14 protein-coding genes and 3 rRNA genes are annotated in these 20,144 nt (G+C 68.8%); 1 reads left to right on the top strand and 16 read right to left on the bottom strand.

Going from position 1 to position 20,144, the window contains the following annotated elements:
• Window positions 1-22: 22 nt before the first annotated feature.
• From GFH29_RS09030 to GFH29_RS08995, 8 genes are all read right to left on the bottom strand, one after another.
• Window positions 23-1,708: a CTP synthase gene (locus GFH29_RS09030; RefSeq protein WP_153323023.1), complete on the bottom strand. Its 1,686-nt coding sequence runs from the start codon at window positions 1,706-1,708 to the stop codon at window positions 23-25.
• Between the two features lie 11 nt (window positions 1,709-1,719).
• Window positions 1,720-2,592: a copper transporter gene (locus tag GFH29_RS09025; protein WP_153337237.1), complete on the bottom strand. Its 873-nt coding sequence runs from the start codon at window positions 2,590-2,592 to the stop codon at window positions 1,720-1,722.
• Window positions 2,589-3,767, bottom strand: a complete 1,179-nt coding sequence (gene steA / locus GFH29_RS09020; RefSeq protein ID WP_153323021.1) for a putative cytokinetic ring protein SteA — start codon at window positions 3,765-3,767, stop codon at window positions 2,589-2,591. The genes GFH29_RS09025 and steA overlap by 4 nt, the downstream gene beginning before the upstream one ends.
• Window positions 3,768-3,863: 96 nt before the next feature.
• Window positions 3,864-5,618, bottom strand: coding sequence for a DNA repair protein RecN (gene recN / locus GFH29_RS09015; protein WP_153323020.1), 1,755 nt, complete (start codon window positions 5,616-5,618; stop codon window positions 3,864-3,866).
• Window positions 5,611-6,546 (bottom strand): NAD kinase, encoded by a 936-nt coding sequence (locus GFH29_RS09010; RefSeq protein WP_153323019.1) that lies wholly within the window; start codon window positions 6,544-6,546, stop codon window positions 5,611-5,613. Before GFH29_RS09010 ends, recN begins: the two co-directional genes overlap by 8 nt.
• Window positions 6,543-7,418 (bottom strand): TlyA family RNA methyltransferase, encoded by an 876-nt coding sequence (locus GFH29_RS09005; RefSeq protein WP_153323018.1) that lies wholly within the window; start codon window positions 7,416-7,418, stop codon window positions 6,543-6,545. Before GFH29_RS09005 ends, GFH29_RS09010 begins: the two co-directional genes overlap by 4 nt.
• Window positions 7,419-7,429: 11 nt before the next feature.
• The gene (locus GFH29_RS09000; protein WP_153323017.1) at window positions 7,430-7,639 is read right to left on the bottom strand and encodes a hypothetical protein; all 210 of its coding nucleotides are present in this window, start codon (window positions 7,637-7,639) and stop codon (window positions 7,430-7,432) included.
• A 9-nt stretch (window positions 7,640-7,648) separates the two neighbouring features.
• A complete protein-coding gene (locus tag GFH29_RS08995) occupies window positions 7,649-8,668 on the bottom strand; it encodes an HAD-IIA family hydrolase (protein WP_153323016.1) in 1,020 nt (339 codons plus the stop codon).
• A 51-nt stretch (window positions 8,669-8,719) separates the two neighbouring features.
• On the opposite strand from GFH29_RS08995, the gene GFH29_RS08990 reads away from it, so the two are divergent.
• Complete coding sequence (locus GFH29_RS08990) at window positions 8,720-9,856, top strand: DUF1015 family protein (protein WP_153323015.1); 1,137 nt, start codon at window positions 8,720-8,722, stop codon at window positions 9,854-9,856.
• On the opposite strand, the gene GFH29_RS08985 is transcribed toward GFH29_RS08990, so the two are convergent.
• The 8 genes from GFH29_RS08985 to argG form a co-directional block, all read right to left on the bottom strand.
• Window positions 9,819-10,193: a single-stranded DNA-binding protein gene (locus tag GFH29_RS08985; RefSeq protein WP_153323014.1), complete on the bottom strand. Its 375-nt coding sequence runs from the start codon at window positions 10,191-10,193 to the stop codon at window positions 9,819-9,821. The genes GFH29_RS08990 and GFH29_RS08985 overlap by 38 nt on opposite strands.
• Window positions 10,194-10,373: 180 nt before the next feature.
• Window positions 10,374-10,490 (bottom strand): 5S ribosomal RNA (gene rrf / locus GFH29_RS08980).
• 156 nt (window positions 10,491-10,646) lie between these two features.
• Window positions 10,647-13,766, bottom strand: a 23S ribosomal RNA gene (locus GFH29_RS08975).
• Window positions 13,767-14,149: 383 nt separating this feature from the next.
• Window positions 14,150-15,667: ribosomal RNA gene (locus GFH29_RS08970) — 16S ribosomal RNA — on the bottom strand.
• The 16S, 23S and 5S rRNA genes sit together here, the layout of an rRNA operon.
• A gap of 458 nt (window positions 15,668-16,125) precedes the next feature.
• Window positions 16,126-16,728, bottom strand: a complete 603-nt coding sequence (locus GFH29_RS08965) for a DNA-3-methyladenine glycosylase (RefSeq protein ID WP_153323013.1) — start codon at window positions 16,726-16,728, stop codon at window positions 16,126-16,128.
• Window positions 16,729-16,742: 14 nt separating this feature from the next.
• On the bottom strand, window positions 16,743-18,170 hold the full coding sequence (gene argH, locus GFH29_RS08960; RefSeq protein ID WP_153323012.1) for an argininosuccinate lyase: 1,428 nt from the start codon (window positions 18,168-18,170) through the stop codon (window positions 16,743-16,745).
• Window positions 18,167-18,631: an NUDIX hydrolase gene (locus GFH29_RS08955; protein WP_153323011.1), complete on the bottom strand. Its 465-nt coding sequence runs from the start codon at window positions 18,629-18,631 to the stop codon at window positions 18,167-18,169. The genes argH and GFH29_RS08955 overlap by 4 nt, the downstream gene beginning before the upstream one ends.
• Window positions 18,631-20,061 (bottom strand): argininosuccinate synthase, encoded by a 1,431-nt coding sequence (gene argG / locus GFH29_RS08950; RefSeq protein ID WP_153323010.1) that lies wholly within the window; start codon window positions 20,059-20,061, stop codon window positions 18,631-18,633. The genes GFH29_RS08955 and argG overlap by 1 nt, the downstream gene beginning before the upstream one ends.
• Window positions 20,062-20,144: the final 83 nt, after the last annotated feature.

The raw sequence follows: 20,144 nt of genomic DNA, 5'->3' as shown, positions 1-20,144 counted from the left end.
CGCGATGCGTCGCGGTGCCGTGTCAGGCCTCCGTGGTGACGGACTCCTCGATCGGGAAGCGCAGCTCGTCCTTGCGCGCCAGCGCCGCCTTCACCAGGCCGGCGAAGAGCGGGTGCGGGCGGGTCGGGCGCGAGCGCAGCTCGGGGTGCGCCTGGGTGGAGACGTAGTACGGGTGCACCTCGCGCGGCAGCTCGACGAACTCCACCAGGGTGTTGTCGGGGCTGGTGCCGGAGAACACCAGCCCGGCCTTCTCGAGGCGCTCGCGGTAGGCGTTGTTGACCTCGTAGCGGTGGCGGTGCCGTTCCTCGATGCGCGCCGCGCCGTACGTCGCGCGCACGACCGAGCCCTCCTTGAGCACCGCCGGGTAGAGGCCCAGGCGCATCGTGCCGCCGAGGTCGCCGCCACCCTCGACGATGTCGACCTGCTCGGCCATCGTGGCGATGACCGGCTCGGGGGTCTGCGGGTCGAACTCGGTGGAGCCGGCCTGGCTCAGGCCGAGCTCGGTGCGGGCGTACTCGATGACCATCGACTGCAGGCCCAGGCACAGCCCGAGCGTCGGGATCTTGTTGGTGCGCGCGTAGGTGAGGGCGCCGAGCTTGCCCTCGAGACCGCGGATGCCGAAGCCGCCGGGCACGCAGATCGCGTCGACGTCGTGCAGGTGGCGCGCGGCGCCGTCGTGGGTGGCGCAGTCGTCGGAGGCGATCCAGCGGATGTTCACCTTGGCCTCGTTGGCGAAGCCGCCGGCGCGCAGCGCCTCGACCACCGAGAGGTAGGCGTCGGGCAGGTCGATGTACTTGCCGACCAGCGCGACCGTGACCTCCTCCTTCGGGTGGTGCACCCGGCGCAGCAGGTCGTCCCACAGGCTCCAGTCGACGTCGCGGAACGGCAGGTCCAGGCGGCGTACGACGTAGGCGTCGAGGCCCTCGCGGTGCAGCACCTTGGGGATGTCGTAGATCGAGGGCGCGTCCGCGCAGGTGATGACGGCCTCGGTGTCGACGTCGCACATCAGCGCGATCTTGGCCTTGATGCCCTCGGGCAGCTCGCGGTCGGCGCGGCACACGATCGCGTCGGGCTGGATGCCGACCTGGCGCAGCGCGGCGACCGAGTGCTGGGTGGGCTTGGTCTTGAGCTCGCGCGAGGGCCCGATGTAGGGCACCAGCGAGACGTGGATGAAGAAGCAGTTGTCGCGCCCGACGTCGTGGCGCACCTGGCGCGCCGCCTCGAGGAACGGCAGCGACTCGATGTCGCCGACCGTGCCGCCGACCTCGGTGATCACCACGTCGACGCTGTCGCCGCCCTCGCCGGCCATGGCGCGGATGCGGTCCTTGATCTCGTTGGTGATGTGCGGGATCACCTGCACGGTGTCGCCGAGGTAGTCGCCACGGCGCTCCTTGGCGATCACGCTCGAGTAGACCTGGCCGGTCGTGACGTTGGCGATCTGGTTGAGGTCGGTGTCGAGGAATCGCTCGTAGTGGCCGATGTCCAGGTCGGTCTCGGCTCCGTCGTTGGTGACGAAGACCTCACCGTGCTGGAAGGGGTTCATCGTCCCCGGGTCCACGTTGAGATAGGGGTCGAGCTTCTGCATGGTCACGCGCAGTCCGCGCGAGCGCAGCAAGCGGCCCAGGCTCGAGGCCGTGAGTCCCTTGCCGAGCGAGGAGGCGACGCCTCCAGTGACGAAGATGTGCTTGGTCTGGGTCCCGGGCTTCACGGGATTCCATGCTATCCCAGAGGGACCGGTCCCGCCTCACCCGCCGCACCGAAAGACCCGCCTGTGCCGTCGATCTCACGCACGAGGGCCAGCACCGCCGTCACCTGACCGAGCACCGTCTCGATGCCGTCGACGGTGGTGACCTGCGTGGCAGCCGGGTCCTCGCGCAGGTCGGCGAGGTCCCCGCTGGTGGCCGCGCCGCTGTCGCCGGCGACCACGACGCCGGTCGCGGTCGTGGCCAGACCGGACACCAGGCCGGCCAGCACGGTGGGCTCGGCGTCGTCACCGAGGACCAGCAGCACGAGCGGGGCCAGGCGGGCGTCCTCGTCGGTCGCGGTGAGCAGCTCGCCGGCGACCAGGCTCTGACGGACCGTCTCCGCGTCGGTGCTCGGGCGCTGCGGGGCGCCGGTGGTCGCCACCGCGCGGCCCAGGAACTGGCCGATACGCACGTACGTCGTGGCCTCGGCGTCGACCAGGCCGCTGTCGACCTGCTCGACCAGCTGGGTGCCGAGGGTGTCCACGAGCGTCTTGGAGGAGCCGGAGACCAGCTCGGTGCCGAGGTCGTAACGACCGGCCAGGCTGCTGCCCGCCGCCTCGATCTGGGCGGTCAGCCCGCTGACCGCCTCCTCGTCCACGCCGGGGGCGGTCAGCAGGGCGACCGAGCGCCCGCGCAGGCCCCCGTCGTACAGCTGCGGGGCGGCGGTGGCGGCGAAGTCCTCGGCGAAGGTGAGGGTGCGCTCCTCACCCGGCCCGAGGCCGTCGGCGGCGGTGGCGGAGTCGTCGCGGCCGAGCTCGCTGAGCGGGCCCCCGCCCAGCACCACCCCCACGGCCAGGGCGAGGAATACGGCGACGAGCGAGACGACGTGCTGGCGGTAGGAGATCAACCGAGGAATCCTTCGAAGAGTTCGGAGAGCTGGTCGAACCACTCCTGGCCGACCGGCGTGACGCCGACCGCCGCCGCGAGGGCGACGAGGCCGGCGAGCATGACCAGCAGCAGGTGGTGGGGGCGGACGCGGCCGGAGTACAGCCGCGGCACCGCGGCGGCGTCGACCAGGCGCGGGCCGAGCTTGAGGCGGGTCAGGAAGGTGCTGGGCAGGCCGGAGCGCTGCCGGTCGAGGAAGTCGGTCAGTGTGGCGTTCATGCCCACCCCGACGACGAGCGCGGCGTCCGCGGCGTCGGCCAGCAGCAGCGCGACGTCCTCGGCGGTGGCCCCCGTGGTCACGACGGAGGGGCTGATCCCCATCCGCATCAGCGGGTCGACCGGGGCCGGGCGGCCACGCTCGACGCGCAGCACCACCTCGCGGGCGGCCTTGAGGGTCTGCGCGGACGGCATCGCGGCCTCGTCGGAGGCGTCGACGACCAGGACGTCGACACGCTGGCGGCGCTCGCCCAGGTCGTCCCCGGCGCGCCCGACGGCGATGACGACCGGCGCCTGCTCGCGCAGCCAGACGCGGGCGGCGCGCAGCTCGGCGAGGTGGTCGTGGCCCGGCACCACGACGACCACCGAGCGCCCGGACATCCGGGTCGCCGGCCGCGGCAGGCCGCGGCCGTGGAGCAGGAGGTCCTCCTCCTGGCGCAGGAACTCCGCGGCGTTGCGGGTGAAGCTGTCCAGCTGGGCGCTCAGACCGCCGCGTGCCTGCTCCATGCGGGCGCGCAGGGTCTCGGCATCGACCACCTGCCCGGTGGCGAGCGCCGGCGCGTCCGCGTCGTCGCCGAGGTGCACGGCGCCCTCGTGGAGACGGACGACGCCGCCGTCGCGCACGTCGGCGAGCACACCGGGTCCGGCGTCCTCGACGAGCAGCACCCCCGCCTCGGCGAGCAGCGCGGCGCCCTGGCTGGGGTAGCGCCCCGACAGCATCGGGGCGGCGTTGAGGACGGCGCCGACACGGGCGTCGAGGAGAGCGCGAGCGGTGTCGCGGTCGAGGTCGAGGTGATCGATGACCGCGATGTCGCCGGGGCGAAGACGCGGCAGCAGAGCGCCCGCGCGACGGGCGACGCGGGCGGTTCCGACGACACCGGGAGGGGCGGTTGCGGACCGGGTGCGAGCAAGGGACTTCATGGCTCTGCCAGTGTCACAAACCGGGAGGGCCGTCCTCCGGACGTGCGCGGCGTGGGCGCGTCGATGTGGTCGTCCTCACGCCGCCCGCCCCCGGGCTCAGCCGAGGGCGCGGACGGGTGCGGCGACCTCGAGCAGCTCGCGGGCGTGGGCGAGCGCGGTGTCGGACTCCGTCATGCCGGCCAGCATCCGGGACAGCTCGCTGACCCGTTGCTCGTGGTCCAGCACGGTGAGCCCGGAGCTGGTCACCGACCCGTCCTGGGACTTCTGCACCACCACGTGGCGGTCGGCGTACGCCGCCACCTGCGGGAGGTGGGTGACCACGAGGACCTGGGCGCTCTGGGCCAGCCGCGCGAGGCGGCGTCCGATCTCGACCGCGGAGGTGCCGCCGACGCCGGCGTCGACCTCGTCGAAGACGAAGGTCGGCACCGGGCTGGTGCCGGCGAGGGCGACCTCGAGGGCGAGCATCACCCGCGAGAGCTCACCACCGGACGCGCCCTTGCCGAGCGGGCGCGGCTCGGAGCCGACGTTGGCGGCGAGCAGGAACTCCACCTCGTCGATGCCGGACGGCGCGTAGCGCAGCCAGCGCTTGCCGACGCGCAGCGGACCGCCCGGTGCGGGGGCGGCCGGCGCGTCGACCTCGTGCTGGCGCACCTCGATGCTCACCCGGGCGTGCGGCATGGCGAGCAGCCGTAGCTCGCCGGTGACGGCCTCGGCGAGCTGGGCCGCCGAGGCCTGGCGGGCCTCGGACAGCGCGGCGGCGGCAGCCGCCAGCTCGACGCGCAGCTGCTCCTGCGCGGCGCGCAGCTGCTCGATCCGCTCGTCGGTGCCGTCGAGCTCGAGCAGCCGCCGCGCGGAGGTCTCGGCCCAGGCGAGCACCTCATCGATGCTCTCGCCGTACTTGCGGGTCAGGGCGGTCAGCGCGGCCCGGCGCTCGGACACCGCCGCGAGGCGGGCGGGGTCGGTGTCGATGCGCGAGGCGTAGGACGCCACGTCGGCAGCGGCGTCGGAGAGCAGGTAGGAGATCTCCGCGAGCCGGTCGGCGAGCTCGCCCGCCTCGGTGTCGTGCTCACGCACGCCCTCCAGCGCGGTGCGGGCGGCGGTCACGGTGGCGAGGGCGTCCGGGGAGCCGTCCTCGCTGGAGAGCGCCTCGCGGGCCTGCTCGGCGGCCAGGCGCAGGGTGTCGGCGAACCCGAGGCGGGTCTCCTCGGCCGCCAGTGCGTCGTCCTCCCCCGGCTCCGGCGAGACCTGCTCGACCTCGTCGAGGCCGAAGCGCAGCAGGTCGGCCTCGCGGGCACGGTCGCGGGCGTGCGCGACGACGTCGGCGAGCTCGCGCTCGGTCGCGGCGAGGCGGGTGAACAGGTCGGCGTAGGCCGCGACCAGCCCGGCGGTGTCCGCGCCGCCGAAGCGGTCGAGAGCATCGCGCTGGGCGCGCGGCTGCAGCAGCCGGTGCTGGTCGGACTGCCCGTGCACCGCCACCAGCGGCTCGGTGAGCCGGCCCAGGGTCGCCACCGGCACCCCGGCCCCGCCGACGTAGGCGCGCGAGCGGCCCTCGGCGGACACGTTGCGGGCGAGCACGACCCGGCCGTCCTCGACCTCGCCGCCGGCCTCCTCGACCGCGGCCGCGAAGTGCGGCAGCGCACAGGTGGCCACGACGCCCTCGACCCGCGCGGACCGGGCGCCTGTGCGCACGGCGCCGCTGTCGGCGCGACCGCCGAGCAGCAGCCCCAGGGCGGTGACGATCATGGTCTTGCCCGCTCCGGTCTCACCGGTGATCACGGTCAGGCCGGGGCCCAGCTCGAGGGTGGAGAAGTCGATGACTCCCAGCGACTGGATCCGGATCTCCTCAAGCATCGGGCACCTGTCGTCGACGTCGTTCCGCGGATCCGCGCCAGCCCTCGACCGAGAGGCCGAACTTGGCCACCAGCCGATCGGTGAACGGCGCCTCGTGCAGGCGCACCAGGCGCACCGGGGTGTCCCCGCGGCGTACCTCGATCCGGGCCCCGGGCGGCAGGTCGACCGCGCGGCGCCCGTCGCACCACAGCACGCCGCGCCCGTCGGTGCGCGCGATCAGCTCGACGGCCAGCACCGACGTGGGTGCCACCACCATCGGACGCGCGAACAGCGCGTGGGCGCTGATCGGCACCATCAGCAGGGCCTCGACGCCGGGCCACACCACGGGCCCGCCGGCGCTGAAGTTGTACGCCGTGGAGCCGGTCGGCGTCGCGCAGACGACGCCGTCGCAGCCCCAGCGAGAGAGCGGCCGACCGTCGACCTCCACCACGACCTCGATCATCCGCTCACGGGCCGCCTTCTCCACGCTCGCCTCGTTGAGCGCGAAGGTGGAGGTCACCAGCTCCCCGTCCTGGTAGACCCGGACGTCGAGTGCCAGGCGGTCCTCGGCGCTGTAGCGGCGCTGGACGATCGCCTCGATCGTGGACTCCACGTCGTCGTGCTCGGCCTCGGCCAGGAAGCCGACGTGGCCGAGGTTGACCCCGAGCACCGGGGTGCCGCTGTCGTGGGTGATCTCGACGGCGCGCAGGATCGTGCCGTCACCGCCGATGACCAGCGCGAGCTCGCAGTCGTCGCCGGCGCTCTGCTCGGCGGTGGTGAGCTCCAGCGGCGGGTCGAAGGCCTCGGGGTCGAGATCGAGGTCGTGCGCCTCCGCCGCCGGCAGCCGCACGACGATGCCGTGACCGGTGAGCGCCTTGGCACAGGCACGGGCGACATCGCGGGCCTCGTCGCGACCGGTATGCGTGAGCAGCAGGACGCGGCGGGTCATGGCTCCACCCTCTCACCAGGCACCGACGACGTCGCGCCACGGCTCGGGGTGCTGGGGACGTCCTCGCCCGGGCCGCGCTCGACCTCCGCGCGGATCTCCTCGCTGCCGATGGTGGCCGGGCCCCGGCGCAGCCAGAGGAAGAACTCCACGTTGCCCGAGGGACCCGGCAGCGGGCTGGTCACGACCGCGCGGGCGCCCCAGCCGCGGCGACCGGCCGCCTCGGCGACGCCGAGCACCGCCTCGTGGCGCAGGCCCAGGTCGCGCACGACGCCGCCCTTGCCGACCCGGTCCTTGCCGACCTCGAACTGGGGCTTGACCATCAGGGCGAGGTCGCCGTCCTCGGCGGTCACGCCGAGCAGCGCGTCCAGGACGATCTCGAGGGAGATGAAGGACAGGTCGCCGACGACCAGGTCGACGCTGCCACCGATCAGCTCGACGCTGAGCTCGCGGACGTTGGTGCGGTCGTGGACCACGACCCTGTCGTCTTGCTGGATGCGCCAGGCGAGCTGGCCGTAGCCGACGTCGACGGCCACCACCTGGGCGGCGCCGTGGCGCAGCAGCACGTCGGTGAAGCCGCCGGTGGACGCCCCGGCGTCGAGGCAGCGACGCCCCTCCACCCGCAGGCCGAGCGGCTCGAAGGCGGCCAGCGCGCCGGCCAGCTTGTGCCCGCCGCGCGAGACGTAGTCGGGGCGGTCCGGATCATCGGCCACCACGAGGGCGACGTCGGTGGTCACCCCGGTCGCCGGCTTGGACGCCACAGCGCCCTGCACCTTGACCCGCCCGGCGGCGATCAGCTCGCTGGCGTGCTCACGGGACCGGGCCAGGCCACGACGGACCAGCTCGGCGTCGAGACGGAGACGACGCGGAGGCACCTGCGTCCCCCTCAGGCGTCCGCGCCGGGGCGCGGGGCGCCCGGCTGCGGGGGCTGGACGTCGAGGGCGCTGCGCAGCCGCTCGTGGGCGTGCTCGAACACGGCGACGTGCTCCTCGAGCGGGCGTCCGGCCAGGGCCTCGACGCTCGCGAGGACCTCGTCGACGCTGGCGACCCCGGTCTGCGCCGGTCCTTCGGGCTGCTCGGCGCCGGTCTCAGTCATGCCCCGAGGCTACCGCTGCGGACCGGCAGGACCCGGAGCGGGCGCGGTCAGGCCGGCCGTGTCGATCACCACGCCGGTGGCGTCCAGGTGGGCCCAGGCCACGGTCGCCACCACCCGCCACCAGGCCTCGGCATCGCCCTCGCCATGCACCACCAGACGGCCGTCCTCGACGCCGGCGGTCCAGCCGCCGAGCACCGCGCGCCCGTCCACCGACTGCGGCGCCTCGTGCGGCGTCCCGAGCGCCCCCAGGTCGGTGCCGATGAAGGTCGGGCGCATCGGCACCGGCGCGCTGACCAGCTCGGCCAGCCCGGTGACGCCGGTGAGCACCAGCAGGCTGTCGATGCCGAGGCGCCGGGCGCCCTCGATGTCGGTGTCGAGACGGTCGCCCACCATCAGGGGACGAGCGCCGCCGACGCGGCGCACGGTCTCATCGAGCAGCGGCCGCTCGGGCTTGCCCGCGACGAGCGGCCCGACGTCGGCGAAGCGCCGGATGGTCTCGACCAGCACCCCGTGGCCCGGCGCCACGCCGTACGCCGTGGGGATGCTCATGTCGGTGTTGCTGGCGACCCAGGGCAGCCCGTCGCGCACCCGGACCGCCGCGCGCATCACGTCGCGCCACAGCACGTCGGGGCCGTAGCCCGTGGCCAGCGCGACCGCGTCGTCCTCCACGCCAACCGGCACCAGGCCGTCGCTCTCCAGCGCGGCGCGCAGTCCCTCCGCGCCGAGCAGCACGACCCGTGCCCCGGCGCCGAAGCGCTCCAGCAGCAGGCGAGAGGCCGCCTGGGCGGAGGTCACCACGTCGTCCGCGAGCGCCTCCACACCGAGCGAGCGGAGCTGCGCCGCGACCGTCTCGGGGGTGCGAGAGGCGTTGTTGGTGATGAACGCCAGCCGGGGTCCGCTCGCCCGGGTGTGCGCCAGGTGCGTCGCTGCTCCGGGCACCGCGGCGCCACCGATGTAGACCACGCCGTCGAGGTCGAGCATGACCAGGTCGTAGCGCTGGTCGAGCGGCTCGTGCGATGACTCGAGCATCTCCTGCCTTCCTGCCGCGAGCTGGTTGCCGCAGCACCCTACGATGCTCCGATGAGCTCCCGCGCCGTGGTCGTGCCACCGCACGTCGCCCGCCCACTGCGCCTGCTGCCCTTCCGCGCCCTCATGCTGCCCCCGGCCCGCGGGCCCCGCGGCACTGTGGAACGCGCCCTGGCCCGCCCGGGCGCCCGGGTCGAGGAGCTGCTGAGCCGCTGGGCCGCGCAGGGGCGCCTGACGCACGACGCGACCCCCGGGCTCTACCTGCACGAGTACACCACCGCCGGCATCACCGTCCGCGGTCTCGTCGGTGCTCTGGACGTCTCGCGTCGCGCCGAGGACCCCGGCGAGCAGGCGGTGCTGCCGCACGAGGGCGTCCACTGCGACCAGGTCGAGCAGCTCGCCGAGCGCATGGAGCACATGGAGGTCGACCCGGCCCCCATCCTGCTCGTGCACCGCGGGTCCGCCCGGCTGCGCGAACTGCTGGCCACCGTGCGCGAGTCCGACCCGCTGGCGACCTTCGCCGACCACCACGACCAGCACCACCGGCTCTGGGCGGTGCGCGACCCCGCGCACCTGGACCTCATCGCAGAGGCGCTCGCCACCACCCGGGTGCTGATCGCCGACGGCCACCACCGCTACGCCGCCTACCTGGCGCTGCAGGACAGGACCCGTGGAGGTGACCGCGACACCGGCCTGGCGATGCTGGTCGACCAGGACGACACACCCCTGTTCCTCGGGCCGATCCACCGGGTGCTTCCCGGCACCAGCCTGGAGTCGCTGACCAGCGCGGCCCGCACCGCCGGCATCGGCTTCACCTACGTCACCCGCCGCGAGGCACTGACCGCGCTCGGCCCGACATCCGTCGTGGCCACCGACGGGCGCCAGTGGGCGATCCTGGCCGTGGCCTCCACCGCCGACCGTGCGGCCGTGGAGATCCTGCACCAGGACCTGCTGCCGGCCCGCCTGGGCAGTCCCCCGCCTGCGGAGTACCGGCACACGGTCGAGTCCGCCCTCACCGAGGCGCGCCCGGGCCGGACCGTGGCGGTGCTGATGCCCGCGGTCGACCTCGACCTGGTCACCCGGATCGCGACCACCGGCCGGCTGCTGCCCGAGAAGGCGACGTCGTTCCAGCCGAAGCCGACACCGGGGCTGCTCATCCGCGCGCTGCGCGACGGACCCGTCGCCCGCTGAGCACCTCGATCTCATAGCGCGACGCCGGGCCGGCACCAGCCCGGAAGAACCGGCGACGCACCGCACCGCTCAGCTCCACCACGTCACCGGCGCACCAGGCCCGCGCTGCCGCGCGCACCCGCCCGCCCCACACCGCGCAGTCGAGCACGTCGACGCGCTGGCGCGACCCGCGCAGGTCGCCGGTGCGGGCCACCACCAGACGAAACAGCAGCACGCTGTCCCCGCTCGGCAGCTCGCGCTCCTCGGGTGCCTGCGAGACCCGGCCGACCAGCCGCACCTCGTTGCGCCCCTCCTCGACGTCCCCGTCCGCGCGGGCCCTCGTCGTCTCTGAGTCCATCGGACCTCACCTCCGCGACCCACCCTGCGACCGCGCACCGACAACCTCGGCGCGCCGCCCGCGCCCTGGGTACGACCTGCGCACCAGCACGCCCTGTGCACGGCAACTGGCCTGTGTGCGGGCGCGCAAATAGCAGAACGGGTCGCACCCCGTGGGGTGCGACCCGTTCTGTGAATTATTGTCCGGCGGCGTCCTACTCTCCCACAACCTCTCGGTTGCAGTACCATCGGCGCTGAAAGGCTTAACTTCCGGGTTCGGGATGGGACCGGGTGTTTCCCTTTCGCTATGGCCGCCGTAACTCTATCGACTCCACCCATCAACACCCGCCGCAAAAAGTTGGGGTGTGTATCTGGGGAGCCAAGCCACTATTCACATGTTGTGCATGTGGTGTTGTGTTGGATCGTGGACGCGATCAATTGCGCGGTTGTCTTGATAGTTTCAGTAAAGTGAGTGTAAGACAAGCCCTCGGCCTATTAGTACCGGTCGGCTAGGCATTGCTGCTGTACACCTCCGGCCTATCAACCCAGTGTTCTGCTGGGGGCCTTACCCCGTTAACCGGGTGGGAAACCTCATCTTGAAACGTGCTTCCCGCTTAGATGCATTCAGCGGTTATCACTTCCGAACGTAGCCAACCAGCCGTGCCCCTGGCGGGACAACTGGCACACCAGAGGTTCGTCCATCCCGGTCCTCTCGTACTAGGGACAGCCTTTCTCAAGTTTCCTGCGCGCGCGGCGGATAGGGACCGAACTGTCTCACGACGTTCTAAACCCAGCTCGCGTGCCGCTTTAATGGGCGAACAGCCCAACCCTTGGGACCTGCTCCAGCCCCAGGATGCGACGAGCCGACATCGAGGTGCCAAACCATCCCGTCGATATGGACTCTTGGGGAAGATCAGCCTGTTATCCCCGGGGTACCTTTTATCCGTTGAGCGACGCCGCTTCCACATGCCGACGCCGGATCACTAGTTCCGACTTTCGTCCCTGCTCGACATGTCTGTCTCACAGTCAAGCTCCCTTGTGCACTTACACTCAACACCTGATTGCCAACCAGGCTGAGGGAACCTTTGAGCGCCTCCGTTACATTTTAGGAGGCAACCACCCCAGTTAAACTACCCATCAGGCACTGTCCCTGATCCGGATTACGGACCTAGGTTAGACATCTAGTACGACCAGAGTGGTATTTCAACGATGACTCCACAACCACTGGCGTGGCCACTTCACAGTCTCCCACCTATCCTACACAAGCCGAACCAAACACCAATACCAAACTATAGTAAAGGTCCCGGGGTCTTTCCGTCCTGCCGCGCGTAACGAGCATCTTTACTCGTAGTGCAATTTCGCCGAGTCCACGGTTGAGACAGCGCCCAAGTCGTTACTCCATTCGTGCAGGTCGGAACTTACCCGACAAGGAATTTCGCTACCTTAGGATGGTTATAGTTACCACCGCCGTTTACTGGGGCTTAAGTTCTCAGCTTCGAACTTGCGTTCTAACCGGTCCCCTTAACCTTCCAGCACCGGGCAGGAGTCAGTCCGTATACATCGTCTTACGACTTAGCACGGACCTGTGTTTTTAGTAAACAGTCGCTTGGGCCTGGTCTCTGCGGCCCTTCACGCTTCCCCAGCAAGTGGGTACACGATCCGGGCCCCCCTTCTCCCGAAGTTACGGGGGCATTTTGCCGAGTTCCTTAACCGTGGTTCGCTCGATCGCCTTGGTATTCTCTACCTGATCACCTGAGTCGGTTTGGGGTACGGGCGGCGCATAGCTCGCTAGAGGTTTTTCTCGACAGCATAGGATCACCGACTTCCCCAATTGGGTCCCCATCACACCTCAGGATCGACATCAAAGTCAGCCACCCGGATTTGCCTAGGCGGCTCCCTACATGCTTGGCCGTACACAACCATCGGTACGGTTCGACTACCTTCCTGCGTCACCCCATCGCTTGACTACTACCAGTTCGGGTCCCACGCTACGCCGCAGCCTCTTCTCCCGAAGGAGTCGATAACTGCGGTTTCAGATGGTTAGCATCACCAGGTTCGTCATGGGCGCTACTTTGCCGGTACGGGAATATCAACCCGTTGTCCATCGACTACGCCTGTCGGCCTCGCCTTAGGTCCCGACTTACCCAGGGCAGATTAGCTTGACCCTGGAACCCTTGATCATTCGGCGCAGGAGTTTCTCACTCCTGATTCGCTACTCATGCCTGCATTCTCACTCGTGTCGCATCCACCACTAGATCACTCTGCGGCTTCACCCGCGACACGACGCTCCCCTACCCATCCACACACCCTTTCGGGCTCTCCACACAAGGTGGGTGCGAATGCCATAGCTTCGGCGGATGACTTGAGCCCCGCTACATTGTCGGCGCGGAATCACTTGACCAGTGAGCTATTACGCACTCTTTCAAGGGTGGCTGCTTCCAAGCCAACCTCCTGGTTGTCACTGCGACTCCACATCCTTTTCCACTTAGTCACCGCTTAGGGGCCTTAGCTGATGGTCTGGGCTGTTTCCCTCTCGACTACGGAGCTTATCCCCCGCAGTCTCACTGCCGCGCTCTCACTTACCGGCATTCGGAGTTTGGCTAACGTCAGTAACCTTGTAGGGCCCATTAGCTATCCAGTGCTCTACCTCCGGCAAGAAACACGCGACGCTGCACCTAAATGCATTTCGGGGAGAACCAGCTATCACGAAGTTTGATTGGCCTTTCACCCCTATCCACAGGTCATCCCCTCAGTTTTCAACCTAAGTGGGTTCGGTCCTCCACGCGGTCTTACCCGCGCTTCAACCTGCCCATGGATAGATCACTTCGCTTCGGGTCTTGAGCGCGCTACTGAAACGCCCTATTCGGACTCGCTTTCGCTACGGCTTCCCCACACGGGTTAACCTCGCAACACACCGCAAACTCGCAGGCTCATTCTTCAAAAGGCACGCCGTCACAAGGCACAAGACCTCGCTCCGACGGATTGTAGGCACATGGTTTCAGGTACTATTTCACTCCCCGCCAGGGGTACTTTTCACCTTTCCCTCACGGTACTTGTCCGCTATCGGTCATCAAGGAGTATTTAGGCTTAACAGGTGGTCCTGCCAGATTCACACGGAATTTCAGGGGTTCCGTGTTACTTGGGATCCCACTCGACAGCCACAGCCTTACACCTACGGGGCTATCACCCTCTACGGCTCCACTTTCCAATGGAATTCGACTTCAACTGTGGTTTCTTACTGTCTGGATCGCCGGCAGACGACCCTGAATGGTCCCACAACCCCCCATACGCAACCCCTGCCGGGTATCACACGCATGAGGTTTAGCCTGATCCGATTTCGCTCGCCACTACTCTCGGAATCACTATTGTTTTCTCTTCCTACCGGTACTGAGATGTTTCACTTCCCGGCGTTCCCTCCACACACCCTATATATTCAGGTGCAGGTAACTGGACATGACTCCAGCTGGGTTTCCCCATTCGGACACCCCCGGATCACAGCTTGGTTGCCAACTCCCCGGGGCTTATCGCAGGCTCCTACGTCCTTCATCGGCTCTTGATGCCAAGGCATCCACCATGTGCCCTTCATAGCTTGTCTCACAAACACTCAACAAAAACTACAAAGACTTAATTGCAATATGCGCAACACACAACGTGTGTCACACAAGATGCTCGCGTCCACTATCCAGTTCACAAACAACCAACCCACCAACCACCACCACCCCAACTACAGGGCAGCAACCGAAGGAGGCATCGAGCTCACAACCCAAAACTCGGGCTGATCCCTCAAAGCTCAACAGTGTGTCACACGACCATCCCCCACACCCATCCCCACCACGTTCCACACCCCACACCCAAAAGCATGAGGCAGTACTAAAGCGAAAGACAGGCACGAGGCACAGCCTTCATCGACGATTCCACTAGTGAACACCACCATGCGCAACCGAACAGGCGCCGGTTGTCGGGGCGTGTGCTCCTTAGAAAGGAGGTGATCCAGCCGCACCTTCCGGTACGGCTACCTTGTTACGACTTCGTCCCAATCGCCAGCCCCACCTTCGACGGCTCCCTCCCACAAGGGGTTAGGCCACCGGCTTCGGGTGTTGCCGACTTTCGTGACGTGACGGGCGGTGTGTACAAGGCCCGGGAACGTATTCACCGCAGCGTTGCTGATCTGCGATTACTAGCGACTCCGACTTCATGGGGTCGAGTTGCAGACCCCAATCCGAACTGAGACCGGCTTTTTGGGATTCGCTCCCCCTCACGGGATCGCAGCCCTTTGTACCGGCCATTGTAGCATGCGTGAAGCCCTGGACATAAGGGGCATGATGACTTGACGTCATCCCCACCTTCCTCCGAGTTGACCCCGGCAGTCTCCTATGAGTCCCCACCATAACGTGCTGGCAACATAGGACGAGGGTTGCGCTCGTTGCGGGACTTAACCCAACATCTCACGACACGAGCTGACGACAGCCATGCACCACCTGTATACCGACTAAAAGGGGCTCTATCTCTAGAGCTTTCCGGCATATGTCAAACCCAGGTAAGGTTCTTCGCGTTGCATCGAATTAATCCGCATGCTCCGCCGCTTGTGCGGGCCCCCGTCAATTCCTTTGAGTTTTAGCCTTGCGGCCGTACTCCCCAGGCGGGCGCTTAATGCGTTAGCTGCGGCACGGAACCCATGGAATAGGCCCCACACCTAGCGCCCAACGTTTACGGTGTGGACTACCAGGGTATCTAATCCTGTTCGCTCCCCACACTTTCGCTCCTCAGCGTCAGGTAATGCCCAGAGAACCGCCTTCGCCACCGGTGTTCCTCCTGATATCTGCGCATTTCACCGCTACACCAGGAATTCCGTTCTCCCCTGCATACCTCTAGTCTGCCCGTATCGGAAGCCAGCTCAGAGTTAAGCCCTGAGTTTTCACTCCCGACGTGACAAACCGCCTACGAGCCCTTTACGCCCAATAATTCCGGACAACGCTCGCACCCTACGTATTACCGCGGCTGCTGGCACGTAGTTGGCCGGTGCTTCTTCTGTACCTACCGTCACTTGCGCTTCGTCGGTACTGAAAGAGGTTTACAACCCGAAGGCAGTCATCCCTCACGCGGCGTTGCTGGATCAGGCTTCCGCCCATTGTCCAATATTCCCCACTGCTGCCTCCCGTAGGAGTCTGGGCCGTGTCTCAGTCCCAGTGTGGCCGGTCACCCTCTCAGGCCGGCTACCCGTCGAAGCCTTGGTGAGCCATTACCTCACCAACAAGCTGATAGGCCGCGAGCACATCCTGCGCCGAAAAAACTTTCCACAACCCACCATGCGGTAGGTTGTCATATCCGGTATTAGCCACCGTTTCCGATGGTTATCCCGAAGCGCAGGGCAGATTACTCACGTGTTACTCACCCGTTCGCCGCTCGTGTACCCCCGAAAGGGCCTTACCGCTCGACTTGCATGTGTTAAGCACGCCGCCAGCGTTCGTCCTGAGCCAGGATCAAACTCTCCGTTGAAAACAACACCCACAACCACCCTCACGAGCAGTCATGGAAAAAGAGATGCCCCTGACAGGAGAAACTAGCTGACAAAAATTGTCTAACCAGAATCATTGTCAAAGAAACCATCAACACCACCAAGACCGAAGCCATGGATGAGTGTCGACGGGGCATAACAAACTAATTCGTCGACTATATGACACACTGTTGAGTTCTCAAGGATCAGACACACCCGGTGATCGGCCTTGCGGCTTCTCTGTCGGGGCAACCTGCAGAAACTTACCGGATCTTGGCGAGCCGGTCAACTCGGCCTGGCCGAGCTGATGATCCTGCTGCCGAGACTGCTGCTCCGTCTTCGCCGCGGCCAGAGGCCCGGTTCTCGGAGCCGCGTGCTGCGGCGAGAAGAAACATTACACCCGGGCTGCGGAGGTGCCAAACCGGGGGGCTGTGACCTCGTCCGGCGCCGTACGGCGCGGTCAGCGCGGCTTCGCCGGGCGGTAGGCAGAGACGCTGCGCTCCCCCGCGAGCCAGAACCGCCAGGGCCGCTCCGGGGCGCCGCGCAGGCCGACCCGCGGCCCGCTCATCACGTCGTCCTCCCGGGCCTCGCCGTCGCCGGGCGCCGGGAGGACGAGCCGTATCGGCCCGTCGACCAGGTCGGTGCCGTCGTGCTCCAGCGAGATGCCGAGCGCCTGGCACAGGCGTGCGGGGCCGCGGACCAGGTCGCGGTCGCTGCTGCGCGGGCGACGCTCCCGCACCACCTCGATGCCGTCCACCACCTCGCCGGCACGCAGCAGCACCGCGCTCGGGTCCCCCTCGGGACCGGTGACCACGTTGCAGCACACGTGCATGCCGTAGGTGAAGTAGCAGTACAGGCGACCGGGCGGGCCGAACATCGTCGCGTTGCGCTTCGTGGGCCCGCGGAAGGCGTGGGACCCGGGGTCCGCCGGGCCGGCGTACGCCTCGACCTCGGTGAGCCGGATCGCCACGGGTCCGTGGCGCAGCTCGGCACCGAGCAGACGCGGCGCGACCTGCTCCACCGGCCCCTGAAGGGCGGCGAGCAGGTCGGCGCGGCTGGTCATCGGTGCGGGTCGGCTCAGGAGACGAGCCGCTCGCGGTGCGCGGCGACGGCGGCGCGGAGCTCGTCGAGCTGCTCACGCACCCGCACCGGTGCGGTGCCACCGCGACCCGAGCGCGAGGCGACCGACCCCTCGACGGTGAGCACCTCACGCACCCCCGGCGTCAGGTGCGGGGAGATCTCCGCGAACTGCTCGTCGGTGAGCTCGTGCAGCTCGCAGCCCAGCTCCTCGCAGCGACGCACGCAGGCGCCGGCGACCTCGTGGGCGATGCGGAACGGGACGTTCTCGCGCACCAGCCACTCCGCGATGTCGGTGGCCAGGGAGAACCCCTGCGGCGCCAGCTCGGCGAGCCGGTCGCGGTCGAAGACCAAGGTCGCGACCATCCCCGTGAACGCGGGGAGGAGCACCTCGAGGGTGTCGACGGAGTCGAAGACCGGCTCCTTGTCCTCCTGCAGGTCGCGGTTGTAGGCGAGCGGCAGGGCCTTCAACGTCGCGAGCAGGCCGGAGAGGTTGCCGATCAGCCGCCCCGCCTTGCCGCGCGCGAGCTCGGCGATGTCGGGGTTCTTCTTCTGCGGCATGATGCTCGACCCGGTCGACCAGGAGTCGTGCAGCGTCACGAAGCCGAACTCCCGGGTCGACCAGAGGATGACCTCCTCGGCCAGCCGGCTGATGTCCACGCCGATCTGCGCGGCGACGAAGGCGAACTCGGCGACGAAGTCGCGCGATGCGGTGCCGTCCAGGGAGTTGGCGCTGGACCCGGAGAAGCCGAGCTCGGCGGCGACCTGCGTCGGGTCGAGCCCGAGGCTCTGGCCCGCGAGCGCGCCGGAGCCGTACGGCGAGTCCGCGGCGACGCGGGAGTCCCAGTCGGCGAGGCGGGCCACGTCGCGCAGCAGCGGCCAGGCGTGGGCCATCAGGTGGTGGGCCAGCAGCACCGGCTGGGCGTGCTGCAGGTGGGTGCGGCCGGGCATCACGGTCGGCGTCTCGCCGAGGTGCTCGCCCGCCTGGGTGGCGAGCACGTCGACCAGGTCGAGCACCTGCCCGGCCACGACCGCGGCGTGCTCGCGCAGGAAGACCTTGAACAGGGTCGCGATCTGGTCGTTGCGGCTGCGCCCGGCCCGCAGCCGGCCGCCGACGTCGGGGCCGACCTCGTCGAGCAGCAGCCGCTCCAGCGCGCCGTGCACGTCCTCGTCCCCGGGTCCCGGGTGCAGCTCGCCCGCGGCGTAGCGCTCCCCCAGCACGTCGAGGCCGCGCAGCAGCTCGGCGTGGTCGGCGTCGGTGAGCAGGCCGGCGCGGTGCAGCGCGTTGGCGTGGGCGCGGGAGCCGGCCAGGTCGTACGGCGTGAGGCGCCAGTCGAAGTGGGTGGAGCGCGACAGCGCGTCCAGCTCGGGAGAGGGACCGCCGGCGAACCGGCCACCCCAGAGCTTGCCCTCGTTGGTGGTGCTCACGTCTCTCCTCTCACCACGGCGATCGCGGTGTTCATGATGTCGGGAAGGTCGGCCGAGGCCGCGGTGCCGTCCGCGGCCAGCGCCTCGGGTCGCCACCAGGCCGCGCCGAGGACGTTACCGACCTCGGCGGGCTCCAGCCCGGCCAGGCTGACCTCGACGTCGCGGTCCAGCGGCAGGGCGAAGAAGGTGTTGTCGCTCAGGAAGTCGGTGCCGTTCCAGGAGAACGGGTGCGCCACCCGGTGCAGCGGAGCGGAGAGCGCCTCGGCGGGCACCACCAGGCCGGTCTCCTCGCGCAGCTCGCGCACGGCCGCCTCGACGAGGCTCTCCCCCGGGTCCGCCGCGCCGCCGATCGAGACCCAGTGCAGGTCGTCGGGGCGGGCGGGGTCGCGGGCCTGCAGGAGCAGGACCTCGCCGTCGGGGCTGACGGGCAGCACCCGGGCGGCCGTGCGCAGGACCGGCATCAGTCCGTGCCGAACTCCATGGCGGCGGCCTCGAGCGCGATCTCCTCGTCGCCCGCGACCTCGGGGTTCTCCGTGATCGTCTCAGCGCCGCCCGGGGGCAGCTCGCCGAACAGGGTGCCGTGCTCGACGAGCACCTGGCCCTGGTCCAGCGGCTGCGCGGCGTACATCTCGAGCTTGGAGCGGGAGTCGGCGATGTCGAGGTTGCGCATCGTCAGCTGGCCGATGCGGTCCAGCGGGCCGAACGCGGCGTTCTCGGTGCGCTCCATCGACAGCTTCTCGGGGTGGTAGGAGAACGAGTCGCCGTCGGTGCGCACGATCGTGTAGTCCTCGCCGCGGCGCAGGCGCAGGGTGACCTCGCCGGAGACCACGGAGGCGACCCAGCGCATCGTGGCCTCACGCAGCATCAGCGACTGCGGGTCCAGCCAGCGGCCCTCGTAGAGCAGCCGGCCCAGGCGGCGGCCGCTCTGGTGGTAGTTGGCGACGGTGTCCTCGTTGTGGATCGCGTTGAGCAGGCGCTCGTACGCCGTCCACAGCAGCGCCATGCCGGGCGCCTCGTAGATGCCGCGCGACTTGGCCTCGATGATCCGGTTCTCGATCTGGTCGGACATGCCGAGCCCGTGGCGCCCGCCGATCGCGTTGGCCTCCAGGACCAGCGCCACCGCGTCGTCGTAGCGGCGCCCGTTGATCGACACCGGGCGGCCCTGCTCGAAGCCGATCGTGACGTCCTCGGTCTCGATCTCGACGCTGGGGTCCCAGAACTTCACGCCCATGATCGGCTCGACGACCTCCAGGGAGGTGTCGAGGTGCTCGAGGATCTTGGCCTCGTGGGTGGCGCCCCAGATGTTGGCGTCGGTGGAGTAGGCCTTCTCCTGGCTGTCGCGGTAGGGCAGGTCGTGCTCGACCAGCCACTGGCTCATCTCCGCGCGCCCGCCGAGCTCGTGGACGAAGTCGGCGTCCAGCCAGGGCTTGTAGATGCGCAGCGAGGGGTTGGCCAGCAGGCCGTAGCGGTAGAACCGCTCGATGTCGTTGCCCTTGAACGTCGAGCCGTCGCCCCAGATGTCCACGCCGTCCTCGTGCATGGCGCGCACCAGCATCGTGCCGGTGACCGCGCGGCCCAGCGGCGTGGTGTTGAAGTAGGTGCGGGCACCCGAACGGATGTGGAAGGCGCCGCACGCCAGCGCGGCCAGGCCCTCCTCGACCAGCGCCGGGCGGCAGTCCACGGACCGGGCGATCTCGGCGCCGTACTGCTTGGCGCGCACCGGGACACCCGCGATGTCCGGCTCGTCGGGCTGGCCCAGGTCCGCGGTGTAGGTGCACGGGATCGCGCCCTTGTCGCGCATCCAGGCGACGGCCACCGAGGTGTCCAGGCCGCCGGAGAACGCGATGCCGACCCGCTCGCCGGCGGGGAGGGACGTCAGGACCTTGCTCACAGAGGTTCTCTTCCTGTTCGGGTGGGTGGTGCTGATGCTGTGGGTGGCGGGCCGACTGCGTCGGGCCAGGATCGCCGGGGTGC

It is taken from the genome of Nocardioides sp. dk884 (genome assembly GCF_009557055.1).
Lineage (GTDB): Bacteria > Actinomycetota > Actinomycetes > Propionibacteriales > Nocardioidaceae > Nocardioides.
The sequence above is the reverse complement of the archived record's forward strand: the minus strand, read 5'-3'. Positions and strand labels throughout refer to the sequence as shown.